This is a genomic window from Bradyrhizobium sp. HKCCYLS3013, from assembly GCF_051167615.1.
GTDB lineage: Bacteria > Pseudomonadota > Alphaproteobacteria > Rhizobiales > Xanthobacteraceae > Bradyrhizobium.
Genome location: NZ_JBNPTK010000004.1, coordinates 354,074 through 379,661, shown reverse-complemented (window position 1 = coordinate 379,661; position 25,588 = coordinate 354,074). Strand labels below are relative to the sequence as shown.

Annotated in this window: 29 protein-coding genes; 15 read left to right on the top strand and 14 right to left on the bottom strand. The window is 66.9% G+C overall.

The window, feature by feature from the left end; genetic code table 11:
* Nucleotides 1-277 precede the first annotated feature (277 nt).
* Complete coding sequence (locus ACQR1F_RS10765; protein ID WP_009031962.1) at nucleotides 278-451, top strand: DUF1328 domain-containing protein; 174 nt, start codon at nucleotides 278-280, stop codon at nucleotides 449-451.
* An 80-nt stretch (nucleotides 452-531) separates the two neighbouring features.
* On the opposite strand, the gene ACQR1F_RS10760 is transcribed toward ACQR1F_RS10765, so the two are convergent.
* Complete coding sequence (locus ACQR1F_RS10760; protein WP_316238806.1) at nucleotides 532-897, bottom strand: DUF427 domain-containing protein; 366 nt, start codon at nucleotides 895-897, stop codon at nucleotides 532-534.
* A 255-nt stretch (nucleotides 898-1,152) separates the two neighbouring features.
* Between ACQR1F_RS10760 and ACQR1F_RS10755 the strand changes: the two genes are divergently transcribed.
* Together ACQR1F_RS10755 and ACQR1F_RS10750 are read left to right on the top strand one after the other, a co-directional pair.
* Nucleotides 1,153-1,392, top strand: coding sequence for a BolA family protein (locus ACQR1F_RS10755; RefSeq protein WP_315714834.1), 240 nt, complete (start codon nucleotides 1,153-1,155; stop codon nucleotides 1,390-1,392).
* 39 nt (nucleotides 1,393-1,431) lie between these two features.
* Nucleotides 1,432-2,634, top strand: coding sequence for a low temperature requirement protein A (locus tag ACQR1F_RS10750; RefSeq protein ID WP_315801200.1), 1,203 nt, complete (start codon nucleotides 1,432-1,434; stop codon nucleotides 2,632-2,634).
* On the opposite strand, the gene egtD is transcribed toward ACQR1F_RS10750, so the two are convergent.
* Nucleotides 2,610-3,581, bottom strand: a complete 972-nt coding sequence (gene egtD / locus ACQR1F_RS10745) for an L-histidine N(alpha)-methyltransferase (RefSeq protein ID WP_434912994.1) — start codon at nucleotides 3,579-3,581, stop codon at nucleotides 2,610-2,612. The two genes, ACQR1F_RS10750 and egtD, sit on opposite strands and share 25 nt — an antisense overlap.
* 54 nt (nucleotides 3,582-3,635) lie before the next feature.
* Nucleotides 3,636-4,886 (bottom strand): ergothioneine biosynthesis protein EgtB, encoded by a 1,251-nt coding sequence (egtB, locus tag ACQR1F_RS10740; protein ID WP_315801198.1) that lies wholly within the window; start codon nucleotides 4,884-4,886, stop codon nucleotides 3,636-3,638.
* Between the two features lie 306 nt (nucleotides 4,887-5,192).
* Here egtB and grxD point away from each other — a divergent pair, with 306 nt between their 5' ends.
* Together grxD and ACQR1F_RS10730 are read left to right on the top strand one after the other, a co-directional pair.
* The gene (grxD, locus tag ACQR1F_RS10735; protein ID WP_006609190.1) at nucleotides 5,193-5,531 is read left to right on the top strand and encodes a Grx4 family monothiol glutaredoxin; all 339 of its coding nucleotides are present in this window, start codon (nucleotides 5,193-5,195) and stop codon (nucleotides 5,529-5,531) included.
* Nucleotides 5,528-6,097 (top strand): O-acetyl-ADP-ribose deacetylase, encoded by a 570-nt coding sequence (locus ACQR1F_RS10730; protein WP_434913009.1) that lies wholly within the window; start codon nucleotides 5,528-5,530, stop codon nucleotides 6,095-6,097. The genes grxD and ACQR1F_RS10730 overlap by 4 nt, the downstream gene beginning before the upstream one ends.
* Before the next feature lie 52 nt (nucleotides 6,098-6,149).
* Here the strand turns inward: ACQR1F_RS10730 and ACQR1F_RS10725 are convergent, their stop codons facing one another.
* The 6 genes from ACQR1F_RS10725 to murI form a co-directional block, all read right to left on the bottom strand.
* The gene (locus ACQR1F_RS10725; protein ID WP_434912993.1) at nucleotides 6,150-7,217 is read right to left on the bottom strand and encodes a threonine aldolase family protein; all 1,068 of its coding nucleotides are present in this window, start codon (nucleotides 7,215-7,217) and stop codon (nucleotides 6,150-6,152) included.
* Between the two features lie 72 nt (nucleotides 7,218-7,289).
* The gene (locus ACQR1F_RS10720; RefSeq protein WP_316215933.1) at nucleotides 7,290-7,844 is read right to left on the bottom strand and encodes a hypothetical protein; all 555 of its coding nucleotides are present in this window, start codon (nucleotides 7,842-7,844) and stop codon (nucleotides 7,290-7,292) included.
* Nucleotides 7,845-8,044: 200 nt separating this feature from the next.
* A complete protein-coding gene (gene rpsD / locus ACQR1F_RS10715; RefSeq protein ID WP_315801195.1) occupies nucleotides 8,045-8,662 on the bottom strand; it encodes a 30S ribosomal protein S4 in 618 nt (205 codons plus the stop codon).
* A 217-nt stretch (nucleotides 8,663-8,879) separates the two neighbouring features.
* Nucleotides 8,880-9,704 carry an acyltransferase gene (locus ACQR1F_RS10710; RefSeq protein WP_315801194.1) on the bottom strand — a complete coding sequence of 275 codons (825 nt, stop codon included), beginning with the start codon at nucleotides 9,702-9,704 and terminating at the stop codon, nucleotides 8,880-8,882.
* 217 nt (nucleotides 9,705-9,921) lie between these two features.
* Nucleotides 9,922-10,695, bottom strand: coding sequence for an HpcH/HpaI aldolase family protein (locus ACQR1F_RS10705; RefSeq protein WP_434912992.1), 774 nt, complete (start codon nucleotides 10,693-10,695; stop codon nucleotides 9,922-9,924).
* 12 nt (nucleotides 10,696-10,707) lie between these two features.
* Nucleotides 10,708-11,505 (bottom strand): glutamate racemase, encoded by a 798-nt coding sequence (murI, locus tag ACQR1F_RS10700; protein ID WP_434912991.1) that lies wholly within the window; start codon nucleotides 11,503-11,505, stop codon nucleotides 10,708-10,710.
* Between the two features lie 1,014 nt (nucleotides 11,506-12,519).
* On the opposite strand from murI, the gene ACQR1F_RS10695 reads away from it, so the two are divergent.
* The 8 genes from ACQR1F_RS10695 (at nucleotide 12,520) to ACQR1F_RS10660 (ending at nucleotide 19,105) form a co-directional block, all read left to right on the top strand.
* Nucleotides 12,520-12,849, top strand: a complete 330-nt coding sequence (locus ACQR1F_RS10695; protein ID WP_434912990.1) for an ArsR/SmtB family transcription factor — start codon at nucleotides 12,520-12,522, stop codon at nucleotides 12,847-12,849.
* Complete coding sequence (locus ACQR1F_RS10690; protein ID WP_434912989.1) at nucleotides 12,846-13,325, top strand: SRPBCC family protein; 480 nt, start codon at nucleotides 12,846-12,848, stop codon at nucleotides 13,323-13,325. The genes ACQR1F_RS10695 and ACQR1F_RS10690 overlap by 4 nt, the downstream gene beginning before the upstream one ends.
* Before the next feature lie 10 nt (nucleotides 13,326-13,335).
* Nucleotides 13,336-13,749, top strand: a complete 414-nt coding sequence (locus ACQR1F_RS10685) for a GFA family protein (protein WP_315801189.1) — start codon at nucleotides 13,336-13,338, stop codon at nucleotides 13,747-13,749.
* Nucleotides 13,750-13,913: 164 nt separating this feature from the next.
* Nucleotides 13,914-14,318, top strand: coding sequence for a thiol-disulfide oxidoreductase DCC family protein (locus ACQR1F_RS10680; protein ID WP_434840331.1), 405 nt, complete (start codon nucleotides 13,914-13,916; stop codon nucleotides 14,316-14,318).
* Nucleotides 14,319-14,338: 20 nt separating this feature from the next.
* On the top strand, nucleotides 14,339-14,617 hold the full coding sequence (locus tag ACQR1F_RS10675; RefSeq protein ID WP_315801380.1) for a hypothetical protein: 279 nt from the start codon (nucleotides 14,339-14,341) through the stop codon (nucleotides 14,615-14,617).
* A 164-nt stretch (nucleotides 14,618-14,781) separates the two neighbouring features.
* On the top strand, nucleotides 14,782-15,543 hold the full coding sequence (locus ACQR1F_RS10670) for an ABC transporter ATP-binding protein (protein ID WP_315801187.1): 762 nt from the start codon (nucleotides 14,782-14,784) through the stop codon (nucleotides 15,541-15,543).
* A complete protein-coding gene (locus tag ACQR1F_RS10665; protein WP_434912988.1) occupies nucleotides 15,537-17,903 on the top strand; it encodes an ABC transporter permease in 2,367 nt (788 codons plus the stop codon). Before ACQR1F_RS10670 ends, ACQR1F_RS10665 begins: the two co-directional genes overlap by 7 nt.
* Nucleotides 17,904-17,905: 2 nt before the next feature.
* Nucleotides 17,906-19,105, top strand: a complete 1,200-nt coding sequence (locus ACQR1F_RS10660) for an efflux RND transporter periplasmic adaptor subunit (RefSeq protein ID WP_434912987.1) — start codon at nucleotides 17,906-17,908, stop codon at nucleotides 19,103-19,105.
* 25 nt (nucleotides 19,106-19,130) lie between these two features.
* Here the strand turns inward: ACQR1F_RS10660 and ACQR1F_RS10655 are convergent, their stop codons facing one another.
* The 4 genes from ACQR1F_RS10655 to ACQR1F_RS10640 all read right to left on the bottom strand — a co-directional run bounded on the left by ACQR1F_RS10655 (nucleotide 19,131) and on the right by ACQR1F_RS10640 (nucleotide 21,778).
* Entirely contained in the window at nucleotides 19,131-20,228 is a 1,098-nt protein-coding gene (locus ACQR1F_RS10655; RefSeq protein ID WP_434912986.1) for a D-alanine--D-alanine ligase family protein, read from the bottom strand.
* A 99-nt stretch (nucleotides 20,229-20,327) separates the two neighbouring features.
* Entirely contained in the window at nucleotides 20,328-20,864 is a 537-nt protein-coding gene (locus ACQR1F_RS10650; protein ID WP_434913008.1) for a thermonuclease family protein, read from the bottom strand.
* 152 nt (nucleotides 20,865-21,016) lie between these two features.
* Nucleotides 21,017-21,211: a hypothetical protein gene (locus ACQR1F_RS10645; protein ID WP_316183092.1), complete on the bottom strand. Its 195-nt coding sequence runs from the start codon at nucleotides 21,209-21,211 to the stop codon at nucleotides 21,017-21,019.
* Between the two features lie 153 nt (nucleotides 21,212-21,364).
* Nucleotides 21,365-21,778, bottom strand: a complete 414-nt coding sequence (locus ACQR1F_RS10640; protein ID WP_315801182.1) for a hypothetical protein — start codon at nucleotides 21,776-21,778, stop codon at nucleotides 21,365-21,367.
* 409 nt (nucleotides 21,779-22,187) lie between these two features.
* Here ACQR1F_RS10640 and ACQR1F_RS10635 point away from each other — a divergent pair, with 409 nt between their 5' ends.
* Complete coding sequence (locus ACQR1F_RS10635; protein ID WP_315801181.1) at nucleotides 22,188-23,135, top strand: sensor histidine kinase; 948 nt, start codon at nucleotides 22,188-22,190, stop codon at nucleotides 23,133-23,135.
* A gap of 339 nt (nucleotides 23,136-23,474) precedes the next feature.
* Nucleotides 23,475-24,488 carry a zinc-dependent alcohol dehydrogenase family protein gene (locus ACQR1F_RS10630; protein WP_434912985.1) on the top strand — a complete coding sequence of 338 codons (1,014 nt, stop codon included), beginning with the start codon at nucleotides 23,475-23,477 and terminating at the stop codon, nucleotides 24,486-24,488.
* A gap of 84 nt (nucleotides 24,489-24,572) precedes the next feature.
* Here ACQR1F_RS10630 and ACQR1F_RS10625 read toward each other — a convergent pair whose 3' ends face one another.
* Entirely contained in the window at nucleotides 24,573-25,487 is a 915-nt protein-coding gene (locus ACQR1F_RS10625; protein WP_434912984.1) for a DMT family transporter, read from the bottom strand.
* Nucleotides 25,488-25,588: the final 101 nt, after the last annotated feature.

Sequence of the window (25,588 nt, the reverse complement as noted above, 5' to 3'; positions counted from 1 at the left end):
AGTCGCCCGCAAGCGGGCGAATGACGGCGCCGGACTACCAGATGTCGTCTTTGGTGCTGCAAATCAGCAAGTGCCGCGGTCCGCAAGCCGGTTTCTCACACATGCCGATTTCCGCTCCCGATATCCTTACGAACCGACGACCTATGAAGTTACGGCCGGGACGGTCGTGGGTTGCGCATTTCTTCGGCGCCGGGACCGATGGCCGAAGGAACCGGTTCCCCGCCTCATCGTTAGTGAGGCGCCGCGCCGGCACGGCGCAGAACCGGAGGACCATACCGTGACACTTCTCAAATGGGCGCTGCTGTTCTTCGTGATCTCGGTGGTGGCCGGTATTCTCGGCTTCACCGGCATCTCGGCAGCTTCCGCCGACATTGCGCGGATCCTGTTCTATATCTTCCTGGTGATCTTCCTCGTGCTCCTGATTCTCGGGCTTACGATTTTCAGAGTGTAGCACGCCATCAGGTCAGTGATCGAAACGACCGCCGCGCCGGTATGGCCTCGCGCCCGCCGCGCGGCGGGCTGTCACCGGGTTCAATCAGCTGCGACCTCCTCGATCCGCACCTTGTCCGGATAGAACGCCAGGTGGCCCGAGATCTCGGTCATCGCCGGGAAGGGCGCCTCGTAGCTCCAGATCGCATTGTCCAATGTCTTGCCGTTGGCGACGACGCTGAAATAGCTCGCATCCCCCTTGTACGGACAATGGGTGACACGATCAGTCTTCTGCAAGGCCGCCATGTTGGCGTCGGCCCGCGGCACGTATTGAACCGCGGGGTAGCTCGCTTCCTTCAGCGTCAACGCACGGGCGGTGTCGGCAATCACGACGCCGTCGGCGATCACCCGTACGCGTTTCGGGTTGGGGGTGACGGTGATCGGATGATCCGGTCCTGGAAGCTTCATGTCGTCGTCCTCACGATTCGGCCTTTTGGGTGCGTCACCCAGTCCGACGTATCTCGTCTGATCCCGGTATATAGTGGTTCCGCGCGTGACCTCGAAAGCGGTTCGCGCTAGATTTCAATATCACGGTCCCGCGAGAATGCCTTGATTCGCCGTGCTCGGCGGGCCACTGATGGGAGCTGCAGCCAAGCCGCGGGCCCTGCGGGCTACATCGTCTACGGGATGCGGCGCCGGCCCGACACAAGGAGATGCACCGGGATGCCCATGGATGCCCACGATATCGAGCAGATGATCAAGTCTGCCATCCCTGACGCCCAGGTGACGATTCGCGATCTCGCTGGCGACGGCGACCACTACGCCGCGACGGTGATCTCGGAATCGTTCCGCGGCAAATCCCGCGTGCAGCAGCACCAGCTCGTCTATCAATCGCTGCGCGGCCAGATGGGTGACGTGCTGCATGCTCTGGCGCTGCAGACCGGGGTGCCGGACCAGCGCTGACCATTCAGGGGCAGATCGCGCAGCACGCATCCGGGGGAGATGGCGGTGGACAATCCGCGTGGTGCGCTGTTTCGCGTCATCGAGCCGAACCGGCACAGCCGGGTCACCTTCGTCGAGCTGTTCTTCGATCTCGTCTTCGTCTACGCGGTCACGCAGATCTCGCACTATCTGATCGGCCATTTCTCGCCGCTCGGCGCCGCCCAGACGGCCGTTCTGTTTCTCGCGGTCTGGTGGGTGTGGGTCTACACCGCCTGGGTGACCAACTGGCTCGATCCCGAGAAGGCGCTCGTCCGAGGTCTCTTGTTCGCGCTGATGCTGGCGGGCCTCGTTCTGTCGATGTCGATCCCGCGGGCGTTCGAGGACCGCGGCCTGTGGTTCGCCATGGCCTACGCCGCCATGCAGGTCGGCCGGACCGCGTTCTGGCTGACCGCGACGCCGCCGCAGCGATTGGCCGTCCGTCGCAACGCCGCCCGCATTCTCTCCTGGCTCAGTGCCTCCGCAGTGCTCTGGCTGCTCGGCGGCCTTGCCGAGGGCCCGGCGCGGATGGGGCTGTGGGGGGCGGCGCTCACCCTGGAATATGTGTCGCCGGCCGTCCGCTTCTGGGTCCCCGGGCTGGGTGCATCCACCGTCGAGGACTGGATGGTCGAAGGCGGCCACATGGCGGAGCGCTGTGCGCTGTTCATCATCATCGCGCTCGGCGAATCCATCGTCGTCACCGGCGCGACCTTTGCCGAGCTCGACTGGACCGGAGCCAACATTGCCGCCTTTGCCAGTGCCTTCATCGGCACGGTGGCGATGTGGGCGGTGTATTTCAACCGCGGCGCTGAGGCGGGATCGGAGGTGATTTCGCAGTCGGCGCAATCCGGGCTGATGGCGCGCTCGGCCTACACCTACCTGCACATGCCGATCGTCGCCGGCATCATCGTTTCGGCGGTATCGGACGAGATCATCCTGAAGCACCCCCTCGGGCATACCGGCCTGAATACGGCGGCGACAACGATCGGCGGTCCGTTCGTGTTTCTGCTCGGGACCATCCTCTTCAAGTTCAACATCCGCGGCTTCCTGCAGCTGTCGCACGGCGCTGGCCTGCTGGCGCTGATCGGGCTCGGCTGGTTCGCGACCGAACTGTCGCCGCTCGTGTTGTCGGCGCTGACGAGCGCGCTGCTGGCGATCGTCGCGCTATGGGAGACGCTGTCGTTGCGGTCGAAGCCGGAGCCTCACGCTTCGGCGACGAGCGCCTGAACCGAGAACATTTTTTCCGCATCCGTCCACACGGTCTGGACTTTCCAGCCGGAGCCGCGGGCCAGCGCGCCGAAGCGCTCGATGCTGTATTTATAGCTGTTCTCGGTGTGGATGCTCTCGCCGGCCCGGAACGAGAGAGTGGTGCCGAGCAGCCGCACGGTTTGCGGCTTTCGTGCCACCAGATGCATCTCGATGCGGTGCTGCTCGCGATTGTAGATCGCGCGGTGAACGAAGGCGGACAGGTCGAAATTGCCGCCGAGCTCCCGGTTGATCCGCAACAGCAGATTGAGATTGAAACACGCGGTCACGCCGGCGGCGTCGTTGTAGGCGGCATGCAGGACGCGCTCGTCCTTCTCCAGGTCGACCCCGACGATCATCAGCGCGCCGGTCCCCAGGATCTCGCGTGCCGAGCGCAGGAACCGGCACGCCTCATGCGGCTCGAAATTGCCGATCGTCGATCCCGGAAAGAAGCCGACCTTCGGCTTGCCTTCGATGGCATCAGGCAGTTTGAATGCGGTGGTGAAATCCGCGATGACCGGGTGCACGGCCAGCTGCGGGAAGTCGCGGCGCAGGCTGTCGGCCTGTGCGGTCAGGAACTCGCCGGAAATATCGACCGGCACGTAGGCCGCGAAGCGGCAGCTCTCCAGCAGCAGCCGTACCTTGGTGGTGGCGCCAGCGCCGAACTCGATCAGCGCAGCATCGTCGGGAATGACCGCCGCGATCTCGGCGCCGCGATCCCTGAGGATGCCGAGCTCGGTGCGCGTCGGGTAGTACTCCGGCAGGCGCGTGATCTGCTCGAACAGGTCTGATCCGGCGGCGTCGTAGAAATATTTCGGCGATAGCTGCTTGGGCTGCTGGGTGAGGCCTGCGACTGCGTCTGTCGCAAAGGCCGACGTCTTGTCGTCGGGGAGATGGGCATCGAGCAGCGCGTTGACGTGCACGTTCATGATACTCTCCTGGACGCGCACACGCGCGACTGTCGGGCAACGAATGCTGATAGCTCAGGCATAGTCCGCGAGCCGGAGCCCGGTGAATTGCCAGCGATGATGTGGATAGAAGAAGTTGCGATAGGTGACGCGGCTGTGGCCCGCCGGCGTCGCGAGCGATGAGCCGCGCAGCACCAGCTGATTGACCATGAACTTGCCGTTGTACTCGCCGAGCGCGCCTTCCGTGGCACGATAGCCGGGATAGGGGCTGTAGGCGCTGCGGGTCCACTGCCAGACAATGCCGAAGGCGTCGCTGAGCTGGTTGCCGCGCGCGGCGACCTCCCACTCCATCTCGGTCGGCAGATGCTTGCCGCGCCAGCGTGCGAATGCGTCGGCCTCATAGTAGCTGACGTGGCACACGGGTGCATCCGGATCGACCGGCCGCAGCCCTCCCAGCGTCATGATGCGCCATTCGCCCTCGACCTTGTACCAATGGCCGGGCGCCTGCCAGCCCTCGCGACTGGCGGCGGCGAAGCCGTCCATGAGCCAGAGCGTGGCGGTCCGGTAGCCGCCGTCATCCATGAAAGCGAGCCACTCGGCATTGGTGACGAGATTGCGCGCGATGCCCACCGGCCCGACGAGTGCGCGATGGGCTGGCTCCTCATTGTCGAAATGGTAACCATCACCGGCGTGTCCGACGGTATGGATGCCCTCGGGGAGGTGAATCCAATCCGCGCCCCGGCCTGCCGGGGCAGGAAAGGTCCAGGATGGATCATAGGCCGGGGCCGTCGGGTTCTGCGCGAATGCGTGCAGGATGTCGGTCAGCATCAGCTCCTGGTGCTGCTGCTCGTGATTGAGGCCGACCTCCACCAGCGGCGCCACAGCGGCCAATGTGGCAGGCTCGGCGCTGCCCAGGAAGTCCGCCATCGCCGCGTCGACGTGTTGCCGATATGCCGTGATGTCGGCCACGCCCGGCCGGGTGATCAGGCCGCGCTCGCCCCGCGTGTGGCGCGGGCCGGCACTGACGTAATAGGAATTGAACAGGAACGCGTAATCGGCGTGAAAAGGGATATATCCCCGGCAGTGCTCGCCCAGCACGAACTGCTCGAAAAACCAGGTCGTATGGGCGCGATGCCATTTGGCCGGACTGGCGTCCGGCATCGACTGGATGACCTGATCTTCCGGGCTCAGCGGCGCCGCACGCCGCTCGGTCTCGCCCCGAACGGCGAGGTACGCCTCGGTCAGGCGCCCGGCGAGGGAGCCGGACCCGGTCTGAAGCGTATCAGTGTCGGGGATGGAGGCCGTAGCGGAGGCAGAACTGGTCACGAGGGTCTCCGTTTGCCAGCAGAAAACGATGTTCGACGGAACAAGTTCCTTTCGACAGTTCGTCCTAAATAGGGGCTTGGTTACGGGATGAAACCCTCGTGGCGGCTATAATATTGCTGCCGTCAGCCTATGGTCCGGCCGGGGGGGCCTGGGTCGCGGGCCGATCCTCGGCATTTTACTTTGGCTGAACAACGGTTTGCGCTACATATAGAAGAGTGGCGATCGGCTGCGGGCGAAATCCGTCCGATGGCGATCAGCGCGGACCGAGCCCCAGGCGTTCCTTGAGGCGCCCTAGAGGAAGCGAAGATGAGCATTGAGCAATTCATTGACAATGAAGTGAAGTCGAACGACGTCGTCCTGTTCATGAAGGGGACGCCGCAGTTTCCGCAGTGCGGATTTTCGGGCCAGGTCGTGCAGATCCTGGACCACGTCGGCGTCGGCTATAAGGGCCTCAACGTTCTCGAATCCGCCGAGCTGCGCAACGGCATCAAGACGTTCTCGAACTGGCCGACGATTCCGCAGCTCTACGTGAAGGGCGAGTTCGTCGGCGGCTGCGACATCGTGCGCGAGATGTTCCAGAGCGGCGAGCTGCAGCAGCTGTTCACCGACAAGGGCATCCCGGTCGGCACGGCGGCCTCCGCCTGAGCTACCCGGTCCGAAAGATCGGCGCGACCCGATTCGAGGTCGTCGTCACCGACATCACCAAGCTCGGCGTTGACGCCATCGTCAACGCCGCGAACACGTCTCTGCTCGGCGGTGGTGGCGTCGACGGCGCGATCCACCGTGCGGCGGGACCGGACCTCGTCATGGAATGCCGCATGCTCCATGGCTGCAAGACTGGCGAGGCCAAGATCACCAAGGGCTACCGGTTGCCCGCCCGTCATGTGATCCACACGGTCGGCCCGGTCTGGCAGGGCGGCGACCGCGGTGAGCCGGAGCTGCTGGCCTCGTGCTACCGCCGCTCGATTGAGCTGTGTCACAACCACCTGCTGTGTTCCGTCGCCTTTCCCGCAATCTCGACCGGCATCTTTCGCTTTCCCGCTGATCGCGCCGCCTCGATTGCGGTCGCCACTACGATCGAGGCCATCAGCGGCGAAACCTCGCTGTCGCAGATCGTGTTCTGCTGCTTCTCCGAGGCGAGCGCCGAGCTGCACGACGAGGCGTTGAGTAAGGCGATCGAGAGCCGCGCTCGCAAGGGGGCGCCGCGATAACGGCGGCCGCCTGTGTGGCCGGCTGGTTTACGCAGCCCTCGCGTCATGATCGTCATGCGCCGCGCACGATCTCCCTGACATGGCCGATCGCTTCCTCAATCATAGCGGCTGACACGTCGAGATGCGTGCAGGCACGGATGCGGCCGTCCATCATCGCCAGCAGCACGCCGCGCTTGCGTAGTTCACTCACCATCTTGTCGCCTGACACGCCGGCGCCATCCGGCTTGAAGAACACCAGATTGGTCTCGGGCTCCTGCACCTCGACGCCCTGGATCTGCGACAGCCCGCGCGCCAGCGCCCGCGCATTGGCGTGATCCTCGGCGAGCCGGCCGACGTGATGATCGAGCGCGTAGATGCAGGCCGCCGCGACGACGCCGGCCTGGCGCATCGCGCCGCCGAGCCGCTGCTTCCAGCGCCACACTTCGTCGATGAAGGCGGCGCTGCCGGCGAGCACGCCGCCGATCGGCGCGCCCAGTCCCTTGGAGAAATCGATCCAGGCCGAGTCCCAGCCCGCGGTCATCTCGGCCGCGGGAATGCCGGTGGCGACGGTCGCGTTGAGCAGCCGCGCGCCGTCCATATGCGTCGCCATGCCATTCGCCTTGGCGATCTCGACGATCTCGTCGAGATCAGCCTTCTTCCAGATCGTGCCGCCGCCGATATTGGCGGTCTGCTCGACGCTGACGACGGTCTGCGGCGGCTGATAGCGCGAGCGCGGATGCAGCGCCGCCCGGAATGTCTCCGGAGTGAACTGCCCGTCGGGGCCCTTCAGCTGCGTCACCTGGAAACCACCGAGCGCCGCATGCGCGCCGCCCTCGCGCGAGATGATGTGCGCGGTCTCGTGCGCCAGGATCTCGTCGCCCGGCCGGCAATGCACCAAGGTCGCCGCGACATTGCACATCGTGCCCGACGGCATCAGCACCGCCGCCTCCTTGCCGAGCAGGGCGGCGACGCGGGCGGTGAGCGCGTGCACGGTCGGGTCGTCGCCGATCTGCTCGTCGCCGACCTCGGCCCGCGCCATGGTTTCGCGCATTGCGGGCGTCGGGCGGGTCTGCGTGTCCGACAGCAGATTGACGCGCACGGGCGGCGCCTTGGGATCGCGCGGGGGCGGGGTGTAATACATCAGCAGTCCTCGTTCGCTTATCACGACCCGACCTTACCCAACTCGCAACGCTCCCGCAAAACGCCTCCTCGACTACGCCGCGCGCGGCGGGTTGAGCCAGATGTCCGGCCGCCGCAACGGCTTGCTCTCGATCGGCTCGGCGACCAGCGGCGGCGCCGCGGTGCAGTCGAACACCCAGGGTTCGAGCGGGCTCTGCCGCGACGGTGAAAGCAGCAGCGCGGCGCCCGGGCGCTGCCGCTTGACGTTCCAGCCCATGTTCACCGCGGCCCAGCCCACCAGCATGGTGTGCCATTCGTCGGTGAGCTCGCGCGAGTCGTCGAAACAGTGGAGAAGCTCGAGCGCGTAGGGATCGTGGCGAAGCTGCGCATCGGCAAAGGTGAGCCCGGTCCCGACATGGCGGATCACATGGGCTGTCGCATCGGACTGGACGTGCCAGCAGGAGCGTTCGAGGATGTCGAAGACGGTCGAGGGATAGAGGCCGTCGTTGAAGCGATAGCGGACGCCGGAGGTCCGTGCGCGTAACGGCGGAGCGGTGAGCGGCGGCGCCCGCAACGGCGGCAGAGGCGGAGCACCGACCGCATCGGTCGGCAACGCACCAAAGATGATATTGCGCCTGTTGAACTCCATGGCGAACGCCCCGCTACTTTACAACTGCAGACAGTGAATCACGGGACGGATTCCCTGTCAGCCCAGGTTGGGGCGAATTCGTGGCAAGTGTGGCATTCGGGAATCGGTTCGCCGCATCCGAAACCCCAAAAAGCAAAGGCCCCGGCGCGTGCCAGGGCCTTCGGATTATCAGATGGTGCCGGACCGCGGTCCGGTCAAGATCAGCGCGAGTAGAACTCGACGATCAGATGCGGCTCCATCTGCACCGCGAACGGCACGTCCGACAGCGCCGGGATGCGGATGAACTTCGCGGTCATCTTGCCGTGATCGGCCTCGATGTAGTCGGGCACGTCACGCTCGGCGAGCTGGCTCGCTTCCAGCACCACGGCGAGCTGCTTCGAGGCTTCCTTGACCTCGATCACGTCGCCCGGCTTGACCTGGTAGCTCGCGATGTTGACCTTGCGGCCGTTCACCTTGATGTGGCCGTGGTTGATGAACTGGCGCGCGGCGAACATGGTCGACACGAACTTGGCGCGGAACACGACGGTGTCGAGACGGCGCTCGAGAATGCCGATCAGGTTCTCGCCGGTGTCGCCCTTGAGACGGCCGGCCTCGACATAGATGCCGTGGAACTGGCGCTCGGAGATGTTGGCGTAATAGCCCTTCAGCTTCTGCTTGGCGCGCAGCTGCACGCCGAAATCGGACAGCTTGCCCTTGCGGCGCTGGCCGTGCTGGCCGGGGCCGTATTCCCTGCGGTTGACGGGGCTCTTCGGGCGGCCCCAGATGTTCTGGCCCATGCGGCGATCGATCTTGTACTTCGCCTCACTGCGCTTAGTCATCGCGTCCTCTTCAAGTCTTTCGTTCGGGTTTGAGGAAACGCGCCCTCCTGTGTGTCCGGGAAATCCGGTCCACCGACAGACCCCTCCCCAAAGCATGAAGGGAGAAGGCCACGGGTCGCGAAACGCAACGCGGGCCGAAAGCGGCCCGCGAGCAGGGGGTTCTTAGGCGAGAAACTGCCGGCTTGTCAAACCGCAACGGCCGCTTTTGCCGGCAAAATCACCCTTTCGGCCCCTTCAGGACGGTCATTTTCCGCCGCCCCGCCTCGCATCCCAGGTCGGCTTCCGCCGGACTGCGCCCGGGAACCGGGCAGGCCCGCAGCTCGGCTGCGATCTCGCCATTCAGCACCTGCTCGAGTCGGATCGCGGTCCGGGCGATCATGGCGCCGTCGGTAACCCGGTGGTCCCAGCGGATCAGGATGGGAATCGTCTGGTCGGGCTGGACGACGTCGTAATTGATGATGAACGGTCCCGGGCTCAGGGCGTGCAACTGGCCGCCTCCGCAGGCGGCGATGCTGGTGACGGAGAAATTGCCGAACCAGTTGGCGCGCTGGCGGCCGAAATTCAGCCCGACCCACCAGGCGAACCGGCGCAGCGGCAGCGGCAGCCGGGTCGCGCGCATGATCTTGCGGAACATGGCGACGTCGTCGACCGGCGCCTCCTTGCCCTGGCGGATCAGGGCGTCGATCTCGGCCAGCGACATGGCCTCAGGCCCGGAGACGCGCTGCGGCAGCACGCAATCCTCGCCATTCTCGACCCGGGCAATGGTGACGGTGGCGACGCTGCGCGGCAGCTCGTAAAGGCAGCGCCGCGGCCACCCGGTGTAGAGCGTGCGCAGGACCGGCTCGTCACGGGCGACCAGGGCGAACGCCTTGACGAAGATCGCGGCGAAACCGGGCGGGTGGACGGCCGCGGCGCGGGCCTCCAGCAGCGGACCGATCTGGATCGTCCGGGCCAGCGACACGAACGGCACGCCGCGCGAGGCATGCATCAGATCGATGATCAGACGGCGGTGCAGCGAAATCGGCCTGGTCGTTCCGCGCATCCTGAACCTGTCGCTCCCGTTTGTTGTGCTTGGCCTGATCCGGCTCCCCGGCGGCGGCTGCTGTTAACACCGCAGGCCGGGTTACGGAAGCGCCGCTCTAGGGCGCCGGTGCGGCCAGCGGCCCGAACACGGCCAGCGACGTGCCCAAAATCGTCTTCTTCGTCATGGGCTTCTCCCCCAATCCTGTTTTTCGTTTGGAACGTGAAGCGGCCCTGAATCAGCGCTTGATCCCCTCGAAGCTTGCGGCAATGCCGCGCTGGAACAGGGACCAGTCGAAGCCGAGCGCCAGCGCGACGTAGCCGCGCGCGATCATCGCATTGGCCTGATCGGAGCTGCGCGCGGCGCCGCCGATCGGCACGCCCGATCTGAGGATGCCGGCCTCGGCGCGGGCGATGAGGGATTTCACCAGGGGATCATCGAGTTGCCCGCGCTTGTTGATCGAGGTCGCGAGATCGCCCGGGCCGATCACCGCGATGTCGATGCCGGGCGTGGCCATGATCTCGTCGATGCGCTCGACCGCTTCGACATGCTCGATCGTGACCATGCAGATCATGTCGTCATCGGCCGTCGCCATGTAATCCGCCATCGACACGTTCCAGTGGAACGGCGCGTGGAACGGACCCCACAGGCGGTCGCCGCGGGGTGGGTAGCGCACGCTGCGCACCGCCTTCTCGGCGTCCGCTCGGCTCGAAATCATCGGGAAGTTGATGCCGAGCGCGCCGAGGTCCATCGGCGCCTTCGCCAGATGCGGCTCGTTGGCGGCGATCCGCACCAGCGGCACGCAGGGCGTGCCCGCGGTGGCGGTGATCATCGCGTGCGCGGTGGAGAGATCGATCGGCCCATGCTCGAGGTCGACGATGATCCAGTCGAGCTGTTGCGCCATGATGCGCACGGTCTGGATGCTCGGGATGGTGGCGATGGCGCCGAACGTCGGCCGCCTGTCGCGCCAGGCCTGCTTGAGGCGGTTGAGCGGTTGGGGCGGTGCGGACATCGGCGGTCTCCGTCAGGCCGGGACGCGGCCGCCGAAATAGGGCGTGAGCGCGCGGCCGAGCTGATGTGGCTTGTTCGAGGTGAAGATCATGGTGGCGCCGCCATCGTCGGCGTCGCCAGCCGGGGGGCCCAGCAGGTCGACGACGCGGCGCGCGATCGCCGGTGCCGGATCGATCCAGGTGACGGGCCAGGGCGCCAGGCGTTCGAGCAGGTCGAGCAGCAGCGGATAATGCGTGCAAGCGAGCACGACCGTGTCGGTTCGATCAGCGGGATCGGCGGCGTCGCCCACGAAGCAGGGTGCGATCTCGGCGGCGATGGCCGCGTCGCTGACCTGCGTTCCGCTGAGCGCGGCCTCCGCCAGTGACGCAAGCTCCGGCGAGCCGACCAGGGTGACGTTGCAGCCTTGCGCAAAATCGCGGATCAGCGCGTGGGTGTATTCGCGCTGCACGGTCGCCTTGGTGCCGAGCACGGAGACGCGCCTGGTCTTTGACTGCGCGCAGGCCGGCTTGATCGCCGGCACGGTGCCGACGAAGGGCGTCGGGTAGGCGGCCCGCAGCGGCGCCAGCGTCTGCACGGAGGCGGTGTTGCAGGCGATCACGACGAGGTCGGGCCGGTGCGCGGCGATCAGCTCGCCCATCAGCGGCACCACGCGGGCGACCAGCGCCTGCTCGCTGTGATGGCCGTAGGGAAAGAAGGCGTCGTCGGCGACATAGACGTAGTGGGCGTCAGGCCGCGCCCGCACCACCTCGCGCAGCACGGACAGGCCGCCGAGGCCGGAGTCGAACACGAGAATCGTAGGGCGATGGGTCACGCAGCGAGTGTACCGGAATGGGAGGGGCGATTCAGTCGGTTTTTCTGCGGGGTTTGGCGGCAGTGAGGCGCTTGGGTGTGTTCCCGCGGCAGAAGGGAAGGTTCAAAAACGCGCATGTGGGCCAAGCTGGCCATCCAGAAACCGATGTCCTCCCGGCGAACGCCGGGATCCATGACCACCGGCGGAAATTGGCGCCAAGGCCGTCCGCTCCAGCGTGCCTCAAACAACCGCCGCGGCGTAGGGGTCCCGGGTCGGCGCCGCGCCAACGCTTGCGCGTTGCCGCAGCTTGCCGGACGACAGCGGAAATGAAAGCGACATTGCGAGCGCAGTGTTCAGCCCGGAGACGTCGCTGACGGGTGTTCGGGGACATAGTTGACAGTTGTGGGGTCGCGCAGATCAATCGCTGCGCTCCTCGCAAGGACGGCGGTGAGACATGGGCAAAACATGCATTCTCATTCTCGCACCCGCTTTCGCGTCCGAGTGTTGCTCATCTGGTCGCCCTCCTAACAATGAGGGCGCGGGAAAGGCCGGGTGCCGGTCGCACCCATGGCCCGCCTGCGAAAAAAATGCAGGCGGCAGGAACCACAGGTACGGGCCGGATCATCCCGGCCTTCCCCGCGCAATGGTTTGAACGGCTTATACGTGATCTCCCCGGGGATCGGCTTTCTTGCCCCCGTCGCCAGCGCGCTCGTCGAACTTGCAGCGCCAGCTTGGCATCAGCACCGGGATGCCAGGACCACACGACTTCGCCGTACGCATCGGATCGTTCGTCGGCATGATCGCTCACGCTGCAACCCGACACGCCCACCGCATCCCGCACCCAACGCTCGTGACGATCGCGATGCGCCCCTCAATCGGGGCGGGACGCGATACCATAGCATTGAATTCTGAAAAACGGAAGATGAAAATTCGGATTTTCTGGCGGCACCGTCCAGCGGGAGCATACGAGCCGCGATTGGCGTCACGTATAACATTAGTATTGACTGATTGATTAGTGGTTGCTATTGCTTTCGCATGATCCAGTCTGAACCCATCACGGCCGTCATGCGCGCGCTGGCCGATCCCACCCGGCGCGCGGTGTTCGAGCGCATCGTCGCGGCCGACGAGATCACCGTCGTCGAGCTCACGCGCGGCAGCACCGTCACGCAGGGCGCCATCTCGCAGCATCTGAAATCCCTGAAGCAGGCCGGCCTGGTCTGCGAGCGCCCCGAGGGCCGCAAGGTCTATTACCGCGCCGAGCCACGCGGCCTGGAGCCGTTGGCCGACTGGATGAGCCATTACGGCGTGTTCTGGTGCGACCGCTTCGCCAATCTGAAAAAACTGCTGAAGGACATCGATCCATGAACCAGGCCGTGAACGCGGACACGCAGGCCATTGTCGTCGAGGACATCTTCCCGCATGCGCCGGAGGTCATCTGGAAAGCCCTGACCAATGGCGAGCTGATCGGCCGCTGGCTGATGGCGCCCAAGGGTTTTGAGCCCGTCATCGGCAATCGCTTCACCTTTCAGACCACGCCGGCGGGCCAATGGGACGGCACCATCCACTGCGAGGTGCTGGAGGTCGTGCCGAACGAGCGGCTGTCCTACGCGTGGAGGGGCGGCCATGACAGCAATGTCGGCTACGGCGCGAAGCTGGAGACGGTGGTCACCTTCAGCCTGTCCAGAGCGGACACGGGCACGCGCCTTCGCCTCGTGCATTCCGGCTTCGTGCTGCCGGCCAACGAGACGGCGTATCGCAAGATGGGCGAGGGCTGGAAGACGGTGGTCGAGAAGCTCGATCAGATCGTCGCCGAGCAGGCGTCATCGCAGCGGCCGCACTGAGGAGAGCAACATGACCAATTCCTATGTCGGGGGCTGCGCCTGCGGGGCGGTGCGTTACGAGATCAAGGGCGAGCCGGCGGTCATGCTGGATTGCCAATGCCGGCAATGCCAGCGCGACAGCGGCACCGGCCATCAGTCGCACCTGACCTTCGTCGCGGCGGAGGTGAAGGTCGACGGCGAGGTGTCGCATTTCCAGACCATCGGCGATGGCGGTACGGTGAAGCGGCGGGCGTTCTGCCAGACCTGCGGCTCGTCGATGCACCTGACGTTTCCGGCGATGCCCGATGTGTTCATCGTCACGCCCGCAAGCCTCGACGATCCCAGCCGCTACCGGCCGCAACTGGTGTCGTGGACCGCCGCCGGACATCCCTGGGATCACCTCGATCCGGCGCTGCCGAAATTCGAGAAGATGCCGCCGCGGTGAGTTTACCACGCGGGATGCGAGACTTGGGAGCGTGGTCGTTTCGGTGACGGCCCAAGACCGTCACCGAAATCCTCCGACCGAAATCCAACCAGCCACAGACCCAAAACCCCGGCACGGACGTTCAGGGATCTGAGGTTGGAGCGGGTGTTTTGGAGGAGATCCGCATGGCGCCAGAGTGTGCGCAGTCGACCGTGTACTTCGATGGATCCTGTCCGCTGTGTCGAGCGGAGATCGGCTATTACGGCCGGACCGATCAGGCGGGTGCGCTGTGTTTCGTCGACGTCTCCGAACCAGGCGCGGAAACGCCGGATGGCGTGACCCAGCAACAGGCGATGGCGCGGTTTCATGTGCGTGCCAGTGACGGGCGCCTGCTCTCGGGCGCTGCGGCGTTCGTCGAGATCTGGCGCCGTCTGCCGCGTTGGCGCTGGGCGGCGCGTGTGGCCTCGATGCCGGGCGCGCTGGCGGTCCTGGAGTTCGGCTACAGGCTGTTTCTTCCCGTGCGGCCATTGATCTCGCGCGGCCTGGGCCGCATCCTGCAGCGTGGGAAGCAGGAGGGACGCGGAGCGTGACCGGGCAGGCTGGCGGCACGATGTCGCGCTTTCTCAACTGGTTCTTCCGCAATCGCGCGACCGGCGAGATCACGATCGCCCAGATGCCGAACCCGGCGCTGTGGATCGTGCTGGTGGGAAGCCTCGTGGGCTGGGCCTTGCACCCGCCGGGTCGGACGGGCGCGAATCTGGATTGTCTGGTGAAGGCCGGTCTCGTCGTCTGGGCCGTCGATGAGCTCGTGCGCGGCGTCAATCCCTGGCGCCGCTGTCTCGGGGCCGCCGTGCTGATCTACGAGGTCTCGACGTTGGGATGGACGTGAGCAGATGTGTGTGACGCGCCCCGATGTTGTCGGTCGCTTGATATGCATCAACCGGCAAAGACGGCTGCTGACCGATTGTGGGCTATGAAGTCGTCCGGCCTCGATGGCATGGAGCTGTCTCGGGCGTTCTGCGTAGGCCTTCGCCGGACAGGAACTGCGGCCTCATGAGTCCGACCACGATCAACGACGCGAGCGCTGCCGCGCGTCCGGAGCATCCGGGTGCCGCACCCGTGTTTCGCGCCCGCAAGCTCTCCAAGACCTACCGCATGGGCGAGGTCGAGGTGCATGCGTTGCGCGACGTCGATCTCGACATCTACGAGGGCGAGTTCGTGGTGCTGCTCGGCCCCTCGGGATCCGGCAAGTCGACCTTGCTCAACATTCTCGGCGGGCTGGACAGCCCGACCTCGGGCGAGGCGCAGTGGCGCGATCATCAACTGGTCGGCGCCGGCGATGCCGAGCTGACGCGCTACCGGCGCGAACATGTCGGCTTCGTGTTCCAGTTCTACAACCTGATCCCGAGTCTGACGGTGCTCGAGAACGTCGCGCTGGTCACCGAGATTGCCGACAGGCCGCTCGATCCGCGCGAGGTGCTCAAGCTCGTCGGGCTCGAGCGGCGGATCGACCACTTTCCCTCGCAGCTCTCCGGAGGCGAGCAGCAGCGCGTCGCGGTGGCCCGCGCCATGGTCAAGGCGCCCGACGTGCTGTTGTGCGACGAGCCGACCGGCGCCCTGGACTACGAGACCGGGAAGGTGGTGCTCGCCGCGATCGCGCGCGCCAACGCGCAGCTCGGGACGACCACGATCATCATCACGCACAATGCGGCGATCGCCGGCATGGCCGATCGCGTGCTGCGGCTCGGCGGCGGGCGCATCGTCGGCGAGGAGCGCAATGCACGGCGGCTGTCGGCCGAGGAGGTGCATTGGTGAGCCTGCTGGACCGCAAGCTGTGGCGCGACATCGGTGCGATGCGCGGGCAGGTGATCACGATCGCGCTGCTGGTGGCGGCCGGCGTCGCGGTGTTCGCAGGCTCGGTCTCGACCTATCTGTCCCTGCGCGACGGCTGCGAGCAGTTCTATGCCGATGGCCGGTTTCCGCAGATCTTCGTCACGCTGAAGCGGGCGCCGCTGGCGCTGGTGCCGCGACTGAGCTCCATCGCCGGCGTGGTCGCGGTCGAGCCGCGCATCGTGCGCGAGGTGATCGTCGACTGGCCGGCGGCGTCGCAGCCGGTCTCGGCGCGCCTGGTGTCGCTGAGCCGCGCGGGCGACGAAGCGCTGGCGCGTTTGCATCTGCGGCGCGGCACGGCGCCCGAGCCGGGGACCGCGCGCAGCGCCGCGGTCAATGAGGCGTTTGCCGAGGCCAATGGCGTCAATCCGGGCGACGACATCCGCGTGCTGCTCAATGGCCGCGTGCAGGGCTTCCGGGTCTCCGGCATCGCCTTGTCGCCGGAATATGTCTACGCGGTGAAGCCGGGATTGCCGATCCCCGACGATCGTCTCTACGCCATCCTGTGGGTCGACCGGAGCGCGGCCGAGGCCGCCTTCGATATGAAAGGGGCGTTCAACGACGCCGTGATCGCGCTCGCCCCGGGCGTCGATCCCAAGCCCGTGATCGAGGAGCTCGATCGGCTGCTCGAGCCCTATGGCTCGATCGGCGCGATCGCGCGGCGCGACCAGCCGTCGAACCGCTTTCTCGAGGACGAGTTGAACCAGCAGAAGGTGATGTCGATCACCATCCCCATCATCTTCTTCGGTGTCGCCACATTCCTGCTCAACGGCGCGCTCGGGCGGCTGGTCGCCGCGCAGCGCGAGCAGATCGCGGCGCTGAAGGCGCTCGGCTTTCCGACGCTGCGGCTCACCTTCCATTATCTCAAGCTGATGCTGGTGATCGTGCTGATCGGATCGGCGCTCGGCATCGCCGGCGGCGTCGGCTTCGGCCATGCCATGATATCGAGCTATCAGGGATTCTTCCGTCTGCCCGAGCTGCCATTCCGGCTGGCGCCCTGGGCGGCGGTGGCCGGCGTCGCGATCAGCGTCGCGGCGGGCGCGCTCGGCGTGGTCACGGCGCTTCAGGAGGTCGTCGGCCTTGCGCCGGCAGAGGCGATGCGGCCCGCGATGCCGCTGGGGTTCCGCCGCTCCTGGATCGAGCGCATCGTGCCCGGCACGGCGTTCGGCGCGCGGCGGATGATGATGCTGCGCAACGTCGCGGGGCGGCCGTTCCGTTCGCTGTTCACCATCATCGGCATCGCCTTCGCGGTGCCGATGATGGTGCTCGGGATCTTCTGGCGCGACGCCATCGGCGAGATGATCGAGCTGCAGTTCAACCTGGTCGAGCGCGGCAACGCCACGATCACGTTCATCCATCCGATGGACCGCGCGATCCTGCGTGACCTGGCGCGCCAGCCCGGCGTGCTCGCGATCGAAGGCCAGCGCATCGTTCCGGTGCGGCTGCGGGCCGGGCATCAGAGCTACCTCACCTCGGTGATCGGACTGGCGGCCACCGACGAGCTGCGCCGGCCGCACGATTCCGCACGTCGCCCGATCGTCGCGGCGCCCGACGGCATCACCCTGACCCGGCGCCTCGCCGAGCGGCTGGCGCTGGGCGCGGGGCAGGTCGTGACGGTGGAGGCGATGGAAGGCCGCCGCCGGCGACGCGACCTGCCGGTGAGCGCCATCGTCGACGAGGCGATCGGGATGGCGTCCTACATGGATATCGACACGCTCAATCGCTTCACCGGCGAAGGCGCGGTGATCTCGGCGGCGAGCCTCCATGTCGAGCCGGCGGCGCTGGCCGCGCTCGGCGCGAGGTTCAAGAGCATGCCGAAAATCGAATCCGTCACCATGAAGGCCTACACCCTCGCATCCTTCATCGAGAAGATCGCGGGCCTCGTGTTCGTCACCGCCGGCATCCTCACCGGCTTCGCCGCGATCATCACCGTGGGCGTGGTCTACAACAGCGCCCGTATCAGCCTGCAGGAGCGCGCCTGGGAGCTCGCGAGCCTGCGGGTGCTGGGCTTCACCCGCGGCGAGGTCGCGGGCATCCTGTTCGGCGAGTTCGCGCTGGACATCGTGGTCGGGATTCCGCTCGGCCTGTTGCTGTCGCACGCCATCATCGGGCTGATCGCGCGGCTGCATTCCAGCGAGAGCTTCCAGATCCCGGGCGTGATCGCGCCGCAGACCTACCTGATCGCGACGGCGGTGGTCTTGGCCAGCGCCGCGATCAGCGCCATCATCGTCCGCAGGAGGGTGGATCAGCTCGATCTGGTCGCGGCCCTCAAGACCAGGGAATGAGCATGCCACCCGTTTTGCGCCGCGTCGTCATCGTATCGAGCGTTCTGGCAGCGGCCGCCGTCATCGCCTGGATGATGATGCCGGGTCCGGTCCCGGTGGAGACGGCCGCGGTGACGAAAGGGCGGTTCGTTGCCACCGTCGATGACGACGGCAAGACGCGGGTGCGCCAGCGCTACGTCGTGGCGGCGCCGCTCGCCGGCCGTCTCGGGCGCATCCGCTTCAAGGCCGGCGACCAGGTCAAGGCCGACGACGTCGTCGCCACCATCACGCCGGCGCCGGCACCGCTGCTCGATCCGCGCTCCCGCCGCGAGGTCGAGGAGCAGCTCGGCGCGGCCGAAGCCAATGTCGAGCGGGCCAAGGAGGTGGTGGCGCGGGCGCAGGCGCAGAGCGCGCAGGCGAGCGCTGATCTTGCGCGCACCATGGCGCTGGCCGCCAGCGGCGCTGCGACGGCGCAGGCGCGGGAGCGCGCCGAGCTCGCGATGCGGATTGCCGAACGTGACCTGCGCGCCGCCGAATATGCCGACCATGCCGCCGAGCACGAGCTCAGCCAGCTCAGGGCGATGCTGGCGCGCTACGGGAGCAACACGGATACCGACGCGCCCGCGGATAGCTGGAACGTGACCGCACCGGTCGGCGGGCTGGTGCTGAAAGTGACCCAGGAAAGCGAAACGACGGTGCAGCCAGGCGAGGCGCTGCTCGAGCTCGGCGATCCCCGTGATCTCGAAGTGGTCATCGACGTGCTCAGCACCGACGCGGTCGAGATCCGTCCCGGCGCCGAGGTCACGATCGATCGCTGGGGCGGGGCAGGCCGCCTGTCGGGCCGGGTTCGCCGGGTCGAGCCGGCGGCCTTCACGAAGATCTCCACGCTGGGTGTCGAGGAGCAGCGCGTCAACGTGCTGATCGACATCGTCTCGCCGGCCGAGCAATGGCAGCGGCTCGGCGATGCCTATCAGCTCGATGCGCAGATCGTCGTCTTCACGCAGGAGGACGCGACCATCGTTCCGACCGGCGCGCTGTTCAAGCGCGGTGACGACTGGTCGGTGTTTGCGCTGAAGGATGGGCGCGCCGAGCTGCGCACCGTCCGGCTCATCCGGCGCTCGGGCCGGTTCGCCGCCGTGGCCGACGGCGTCGCCGGCGGCGATGTCGTGATCATCTATCCCAGCGACCGGGTCGCCGCCGGCGTCAAGGTGGCGCCACGCTGACCTGCGGCCGCCGCAGAAGCGTTCCTCAGCGCTGCGACGCCAATTCTCTCAGCCGCGCATGACGCGCCAGCGCATGCGCGATCAGACGATCCATGAGCGCCGGCTGGGGCAGGCCGGTGGCCTCCCACATCTTCGGATACATGCTGATGTTGGTGAAGCCCGGCAGGGTGTTCACCTCGTTGACATAGACCTCCTCGCCGCGGACGAAGAAGTCGACGCGCGCGAGACTCTCGCAGCAGAGCACGCCGAACACCTCGGTGGCCATCTTGCGGATGCGCGCGGCGAGCGCAGGTTCGACCTGCGCCGGGACGTGCAGCGAGGCGCCGGATGCGTCGGTGTACTTGGCTTCATAGGAATAGAAGCCGTGGCTGTCGGCGGGCACGATCTCGCCGAGCTCGGAAGCGGCGACCTTGCCGTCGGGATGCTCGAGCACGGCGCATTCGATCTCGCGCACCGGGCTGATGCAGCGCTCGATCAGGATCTTGCCGTCGAAGCGCAGCGCGAGGCGGCAGGCAGCGTCGAACTCCGCTTCGTTGCGCGCCTTGGAGATGCCGACCGAGGAGCCGAGATTGGCCGGCTTGACGAACAGCTCGGGCGAGCCCATCGCGGCGACCGCCGCTTCATAGCTCACCGCCGATGCGGCGGTCATCGTGACGAACGGCACGATCGGCAGGCCGGCGTCGCGCAGCAGGCGCTTGGCGACGTCCTTGTCCATCGCCGACGCCGATCCCATCACGCGGCCGCCGACATAGGCGACATCGGCGAGCTCCAGCGCGCCCTGCACGGTGCCGTCCTCGCCGTTCGGACCGTGCAGCACCGGGAAGACGACGTCGAAGGCGAGCTCGCGCAGGGGCCCGTCGCCGATGACCAGCGCGCGGCCCCGGCCGGCCGGCAGCAGCACGATCTGCGGGCCGTCCGCGGGTACGGTCAGGGCCGCGCCTGTGCCGTCATTCGCGGCGTCGGCCAGCACCCAGCGTCCCTCGGTGGTGATGCCGATCAGCGTGACGGCGTAGCGGCCGGCATCGAGCGAGCGGACAATGTTGGCCGCCGAGGCGCGCGAGACGTCGTGCTCCGCCGAGCGCCCACCGAACAGGATCGCCACGCGCGTCTTTGTCTCTGTCATCGTCCTCGTCCAGCCCTTGTCCTTGCGGTGCGCGACCGTACAGCGAGACGCCGAGGCGTGGCAATTGAGCTGTTGTGCCGGTGGACAAGGCGGCGCCACTCAACGCCAGCCGATCCCGCCGTCCGAGCACACCGCCGTCGTTCCACCTGAATGCATGCAGCTGCGATAGAGCGGCGGCTCGGTGAAGCGGCCCGACCAGATGCCGCGGCCGGCGCGGCGGGCGGCGCGCTGATCGGCGGTGTAAACGCCGCGCGAATATTGCGGCTCCTCGACCGCGAGCCCGCGCGCCACCATGAACTGGCCGAGATCCGTCGCGCCGGCTGCGCAGCGCGCGACGATGCGGCCGTAGCGATCGCCATCGACCGGCAGGCAGCGCAGAACCTTGCCGCGCGTGAACGTGTCCAGCGTGTTGGCGGCCAGCGCGCCGCAACGATATGGCTTGCGGTCGCGGCCGCGGCAGAGCTGCGCGCTTTCGGGCGCGTCGATGCCCCACAGGCGAATCCGCTCGCCATGAATGACCAGCGTGTCGCCATCGACGATGCTGATGCGGCCGACGAGCTCGGCGGCTGCGGCGGGGAAGCTGAGGAGAAGCGGCAGAACGAGGCAGGCGAGGCGGGGGAGGAGACGTCGCAAGATCGGCACCTGTGGCGCTGAGAGGGGCGTGATCGCTCGCTGCGCGAATCGATCGCGGATCATCCCGATCTATAGCGAAGTGGAGTTGCGCGATTGTGTGGCGAGCACCGCGACAGCAGCGGAGCGCAATCGGAGCAGGTCGTCGCGAGAGCGGTTCAGCGAAGGCCGGCGTCCGCGCGGCTGTCGGGTGCGCGCGCCGCGCGTTCGACCTCGGCGGCGAGCATGCTCAGATGCTCGGCCAGGCGCGCGAACAGCTCGCGCTTGTCGCGGTCGGTGGCGAGATCACGAATGAGGGCGCATTCTGCCGCGTCGGCCCGCAGCTTGTCCGGCTGGGTCATAAACTCTGACATGTTCCGCTTCCCTGCCGCGCCGGCAACAGTTCAGAACGGTGGATCTTCATGTTTGTTCCGGGTGTCGATGTATTTTTGCGAGTGCAGCGCTCGGTCCTGATCGGAGTACCTCCGCGGATCAGAGGCGACACACGACGCGCGCGGTTCGACTGTCTATCGTTCACCGGGCCACCATGTCGAGGCCGGATGTGCGGCCGAGATCTTGGTCTCGCGCAATGCCACCAGCGCGCTGCGCTTGTAGGGATGACCGCGAAGCCGCGAACAGTCCTGGCAGCGCATGTAGCGCTCGAGCTCATGGATCGGCGTCGTCTTGGCGCGCCTGATGACGTCGAGCGCGACCGTCTGATTGGTGTCGCAGCCGAGGCAGCGCACTTCGAGATAGTAGTAGCCCGCGTTCAGCGCATCGCCGAGCAGCGGCGACGGCTGCGCCGGTCCCTTGTAGCCGAGCATGCGCTTGTTCCAGGCGTCGCAGGCCAGACGATCCGCTTCCTTGCGTGCGCGCGCGGCCTGCTCCTGCGCGATGCGGATGCCGGCACCGTAGAGTCTCTCGCGCGATTTCGTCGTCATGGTCGCATGATCGACGCTGCGGCGCTCAGCGGCAAGCCGCTAGGATTAGCGCAACAAGAGGCGCTGGATACAAGCTCTCTTACGTGCAGCGCTCCGATACCATCGCCAATCAGTTCGTCGGCGCGGCCTGCGACGAACTGATCGTGCAACGTCCGGCATTCGTGCTACTCGGACGCGACGCGGAGTAGCACCGATGCCCTCGAGCAGCCCCGATGCAGCGCGCTTCACGCTATGCAGTGACGCATGTCTGTCACGATTGAATGGTGGCTTCTCCCACGGCGCGGCATGATGCGGTCCGGCGATGGTAAAAGGGACGGCTGAACGCAACGACACTGCAAAAGTTCCTAAAATTTTTGCACCTGAGTGGCAGTTCCTTCAGCTTGTTCCCGGCGGCGTCGGGCGATAGACGTTGCGCTCGGGGTCAGTCGTGCGAGTGGGTCAGCGTTTCTCAGATTGGATCGGTCGGGGCAGACAGTGGTCGGCGACCACGTTTCTGCTCACCACGTTTGCTGTCGCGATTTCGACCGCAGGCCGGATCGGGTTGGATTTCGCCGGCGCGACGCTGCCCTACGCGACCTTCTATCCCGCGGTCGTGTTCGCCGCGCTGCTCGGCGGCATTCCCGCGGCCATTTTTGCCGCCTGGCTCTCGGCCACGGTGGTGCTGGTGGGCTTCACCGACCGTCCTGATCATACCGAGGCGGTCAACCTCGTCGGGTTCCTGAGCACTGCGGCGCTGATCATCTGGCTTGCGCATCTCTGTCGCGGCGCGCTGATCGAGCTGAAGCGCAGCGAGCATGCGCGCGAATTGCTGCTCGGCGAGCTGAGGCATCGCGTGAACAATCAGCTCGCACTGTTTCAGGCGATCGTCAGATCGAGCCTGTCGGGCGAGGATCGCGCCAAGGGAGAAGCGATCGCGCTGCGGCTCGATGCCGTCGCGCGCGCCAACAGTCTGGCCTGGTCGGATCACCGCCTGATGACCTTGCGCATGCTGCTCGACGTCGAGCTGCAGCCGTATCGCGCCTCCGGCGCGGTGACGGTCGAGGGGCCGGACATGCCGCTGGGGCCGGAGGCGGTGCGCAACCTCGCGCTGGTGTTTCACGAGCTCGCGACCAACGCCGTCAAATACGGCGCGCTGCGCGGCCCGGGCGGACGGCTCGAGCTGCAGATCGCGCAGGAAGGCGGCCGGGGCACCGTGGCCTGGCGCGAACTCGGTCCGCACCCGATCGAGCCGCCCGGGAAAGAGGGGTTCGGCACGCGCATGATCCGGGCAAGCCTTGCGGCGATCGGCGGCAGCATCGAGCAGGATTATCGCGACGAAGGTCTGGTCTGCCGGATCAGGTTCGAAGCGGCGATGTGACGGCGTGTCGTCGGTCGGTGTGCGGTTCCTCGCAGGCGTCGCATGTCTCGCGGCGCGCGGCATGGCTGCGATGCGAAACGCGCAGCAGCGCTGCCGCGTATGTGTTCGATGGAACGACGCGACATGCTGCTGCTGGCTGGATTGCTGCTGCTCTCGATCACCATCACCTGGGTTGGCACGGAGTATGTGCTGAACCATGTCGTGATCCCGCTGATCGATGACTGAGGGCCGCGTCGTTTGTCCGTCGCGCGGAACGCACTCGGCTTGATCGCCGGCACGAAACGCTTCACCATTCCCGTCAGAACAACAAGGCGGCGCCGCAGGGGCGGGAGACATCCGATGCAATGTTACGAGCTGCAGGGGCCCGGCGGAATCGATGCGCTGGCGCTGGTCGACAAACCGGTGCCGCAGCCGGGGAGAGGCGAGGTGCTGGTGCGGCTGACGGCGGCGAGCATCAACTATCGCGACCTGCTCACGGTGAGGGGCGGCTACGGCTCGCGGCAGAAATTTCCGCTGGTGCCGCTGTCCGACGGTGCGGGCGTGGTCGAGGCGGTCGGCGAGGGCGTCGCGGCGTTCGAGGCCGGCGACCGTGTCATCGGCAGCTTCTTCGAGAGCTGGACCGGCGGCGAGCCGAGCGAGGCGAAGATGCGCGCGGCGCTGGGCGGCGCCGTCGACGGCACGTTGACGCAGTATCGGGTGTTTCCGATGCAGGCGCTGGTGCGGACGCCGGCGCATCTCACCGACATCGAGGCTGCGACCTTGCCCTGCGCCGGCGTTACCGCCTGGAGTGCGGTGATCAAGCTCGGCGGCATCGGGCCCGGCCAGACCGTGCTGACGCAAGGCAGCGGCGGCGTCTCGATCTTCGCGCTGCAGATCGCGAAGATCGCCGGCGCGCGGGTGATCGCGACGTCGTCGAGCGAGGCCAAGATCGCGCGGCTGGCGGCGCTCGGCGCCGACGTGACGCTGAACTACAAGCAGGTGCCGGACTGGGGCAAGAAGGCGCGCGAGATCACCGGGCAGGGCGTCGATCTCGTGGTCGAGGTCGGCGGCGTCGGCACGCTGAACGAATCGATCCGCGCCACCCGGATCGGCGGCACCATCGCCTTCATCGGCGTGCTCGCCGGCGCGCCGGCCTCGGAGCTGCGGCTGCCGCTGATGGTGATGCAGCAGCAGCGGCTGCAGGGCGTCACGGTCGGCGCGGTCGATGATCTCCAGGCGCTGGCGAACGCGCTGGCGCTGCATCAGGTGAAGCCGGTGGTCGATCGCGTGTTTCCGTTCAGCGAGGCACGCGAGGCGTTCCACTACATGGCGAGCGGCGCGCATCTCGGGAAGGTGACGATTGAGATCGGGTGAGGCGTGGTTTGCTCGCTCCGCGTAGCCCGGGCGAGCGAAGCGACCCCGGGCAACCGTCCCCGCATGTCGCTGCGCTCATGCGGGCTACGACGCTTCCCGATCTTTCGTGACCGCCTTGCGCACCGGCATCGTCATTGCGAGCACGCCGATGATGATGCAGCCGAGCCCGATCCACGTCGTCGGCGCGAGGTGCTCGCCGAGGCCGGCGACGGCGATCGCAACGCCGATCGGCACCCGCAGATAGGATTGCGCGGTCGCGCCGATCGAGCCGAGCGTCTGCACCAGGCGGAAATAGATCACCATCGCGGCGGCGGTCGAGACGGTCGCGAGCGCGCTCAGCGCCAGCACCGAGCGCAGCGACGGTGCCAGCGCCCATGGATGGTCGACGACGAGCGCGACTGGTATCAGCACCGCGGCGCCCGACAGCAGCGATCCCGCGGCTGGCAGCATCGGATCGAGCCCCTTGAAGCTCTTGCCCAGGATCGCAGCGCCGGCATAGCAGATGGTGGCGGCGACGATCGCGAGCTGGGCCCATAATTGCTGGCCAAGCCCGTGCAGCGCCTCGACGCCGACGATGAGGCTGGTGCCGGCGAGGCCGGCCGCGACGCCGATCAGCTTGCGCAGCGTGACGGGCTCGTGGCGCGTGACCAGCGCGGTCAGAAGGAAGGTGAAGATCGGCGAGGTCGCGTTCAGGATCGTGGCGAGGCCTGCCTCGATGGTGCGCTCGGCCCACGCGATGAGCGTGAATGGAACGACGCTGTTGAGGCCGGCCTGGATCAGAAAGCGTCGCCAGATCCTGCGCTCGCGCGGCCAGGCGAGGCCGCGGCTGCGGATGATCGCGGCTAGCAGCAGCCCCGCAATCAGCGTGCGCGCGGCGATCAGGGTCAGTGGCGGGATCGTCTCGACGCCGATCCTGATCAGGGTGTAGGAGGCGCCCCACAGGGTGGAGAGCAGAAGCAGGAGGGCGAGGTCTCGGGGGAGGTCGGAGCTGCGCTGCATATGGGCCTCGCGGACGGAGAGGGAGCCCTTCTCCTAGCCGCTGGCCGCGCGCGACGTTTCGATAGGGAGCGAACTGTTCCCTTGGAGTTCGAAGCGCACGC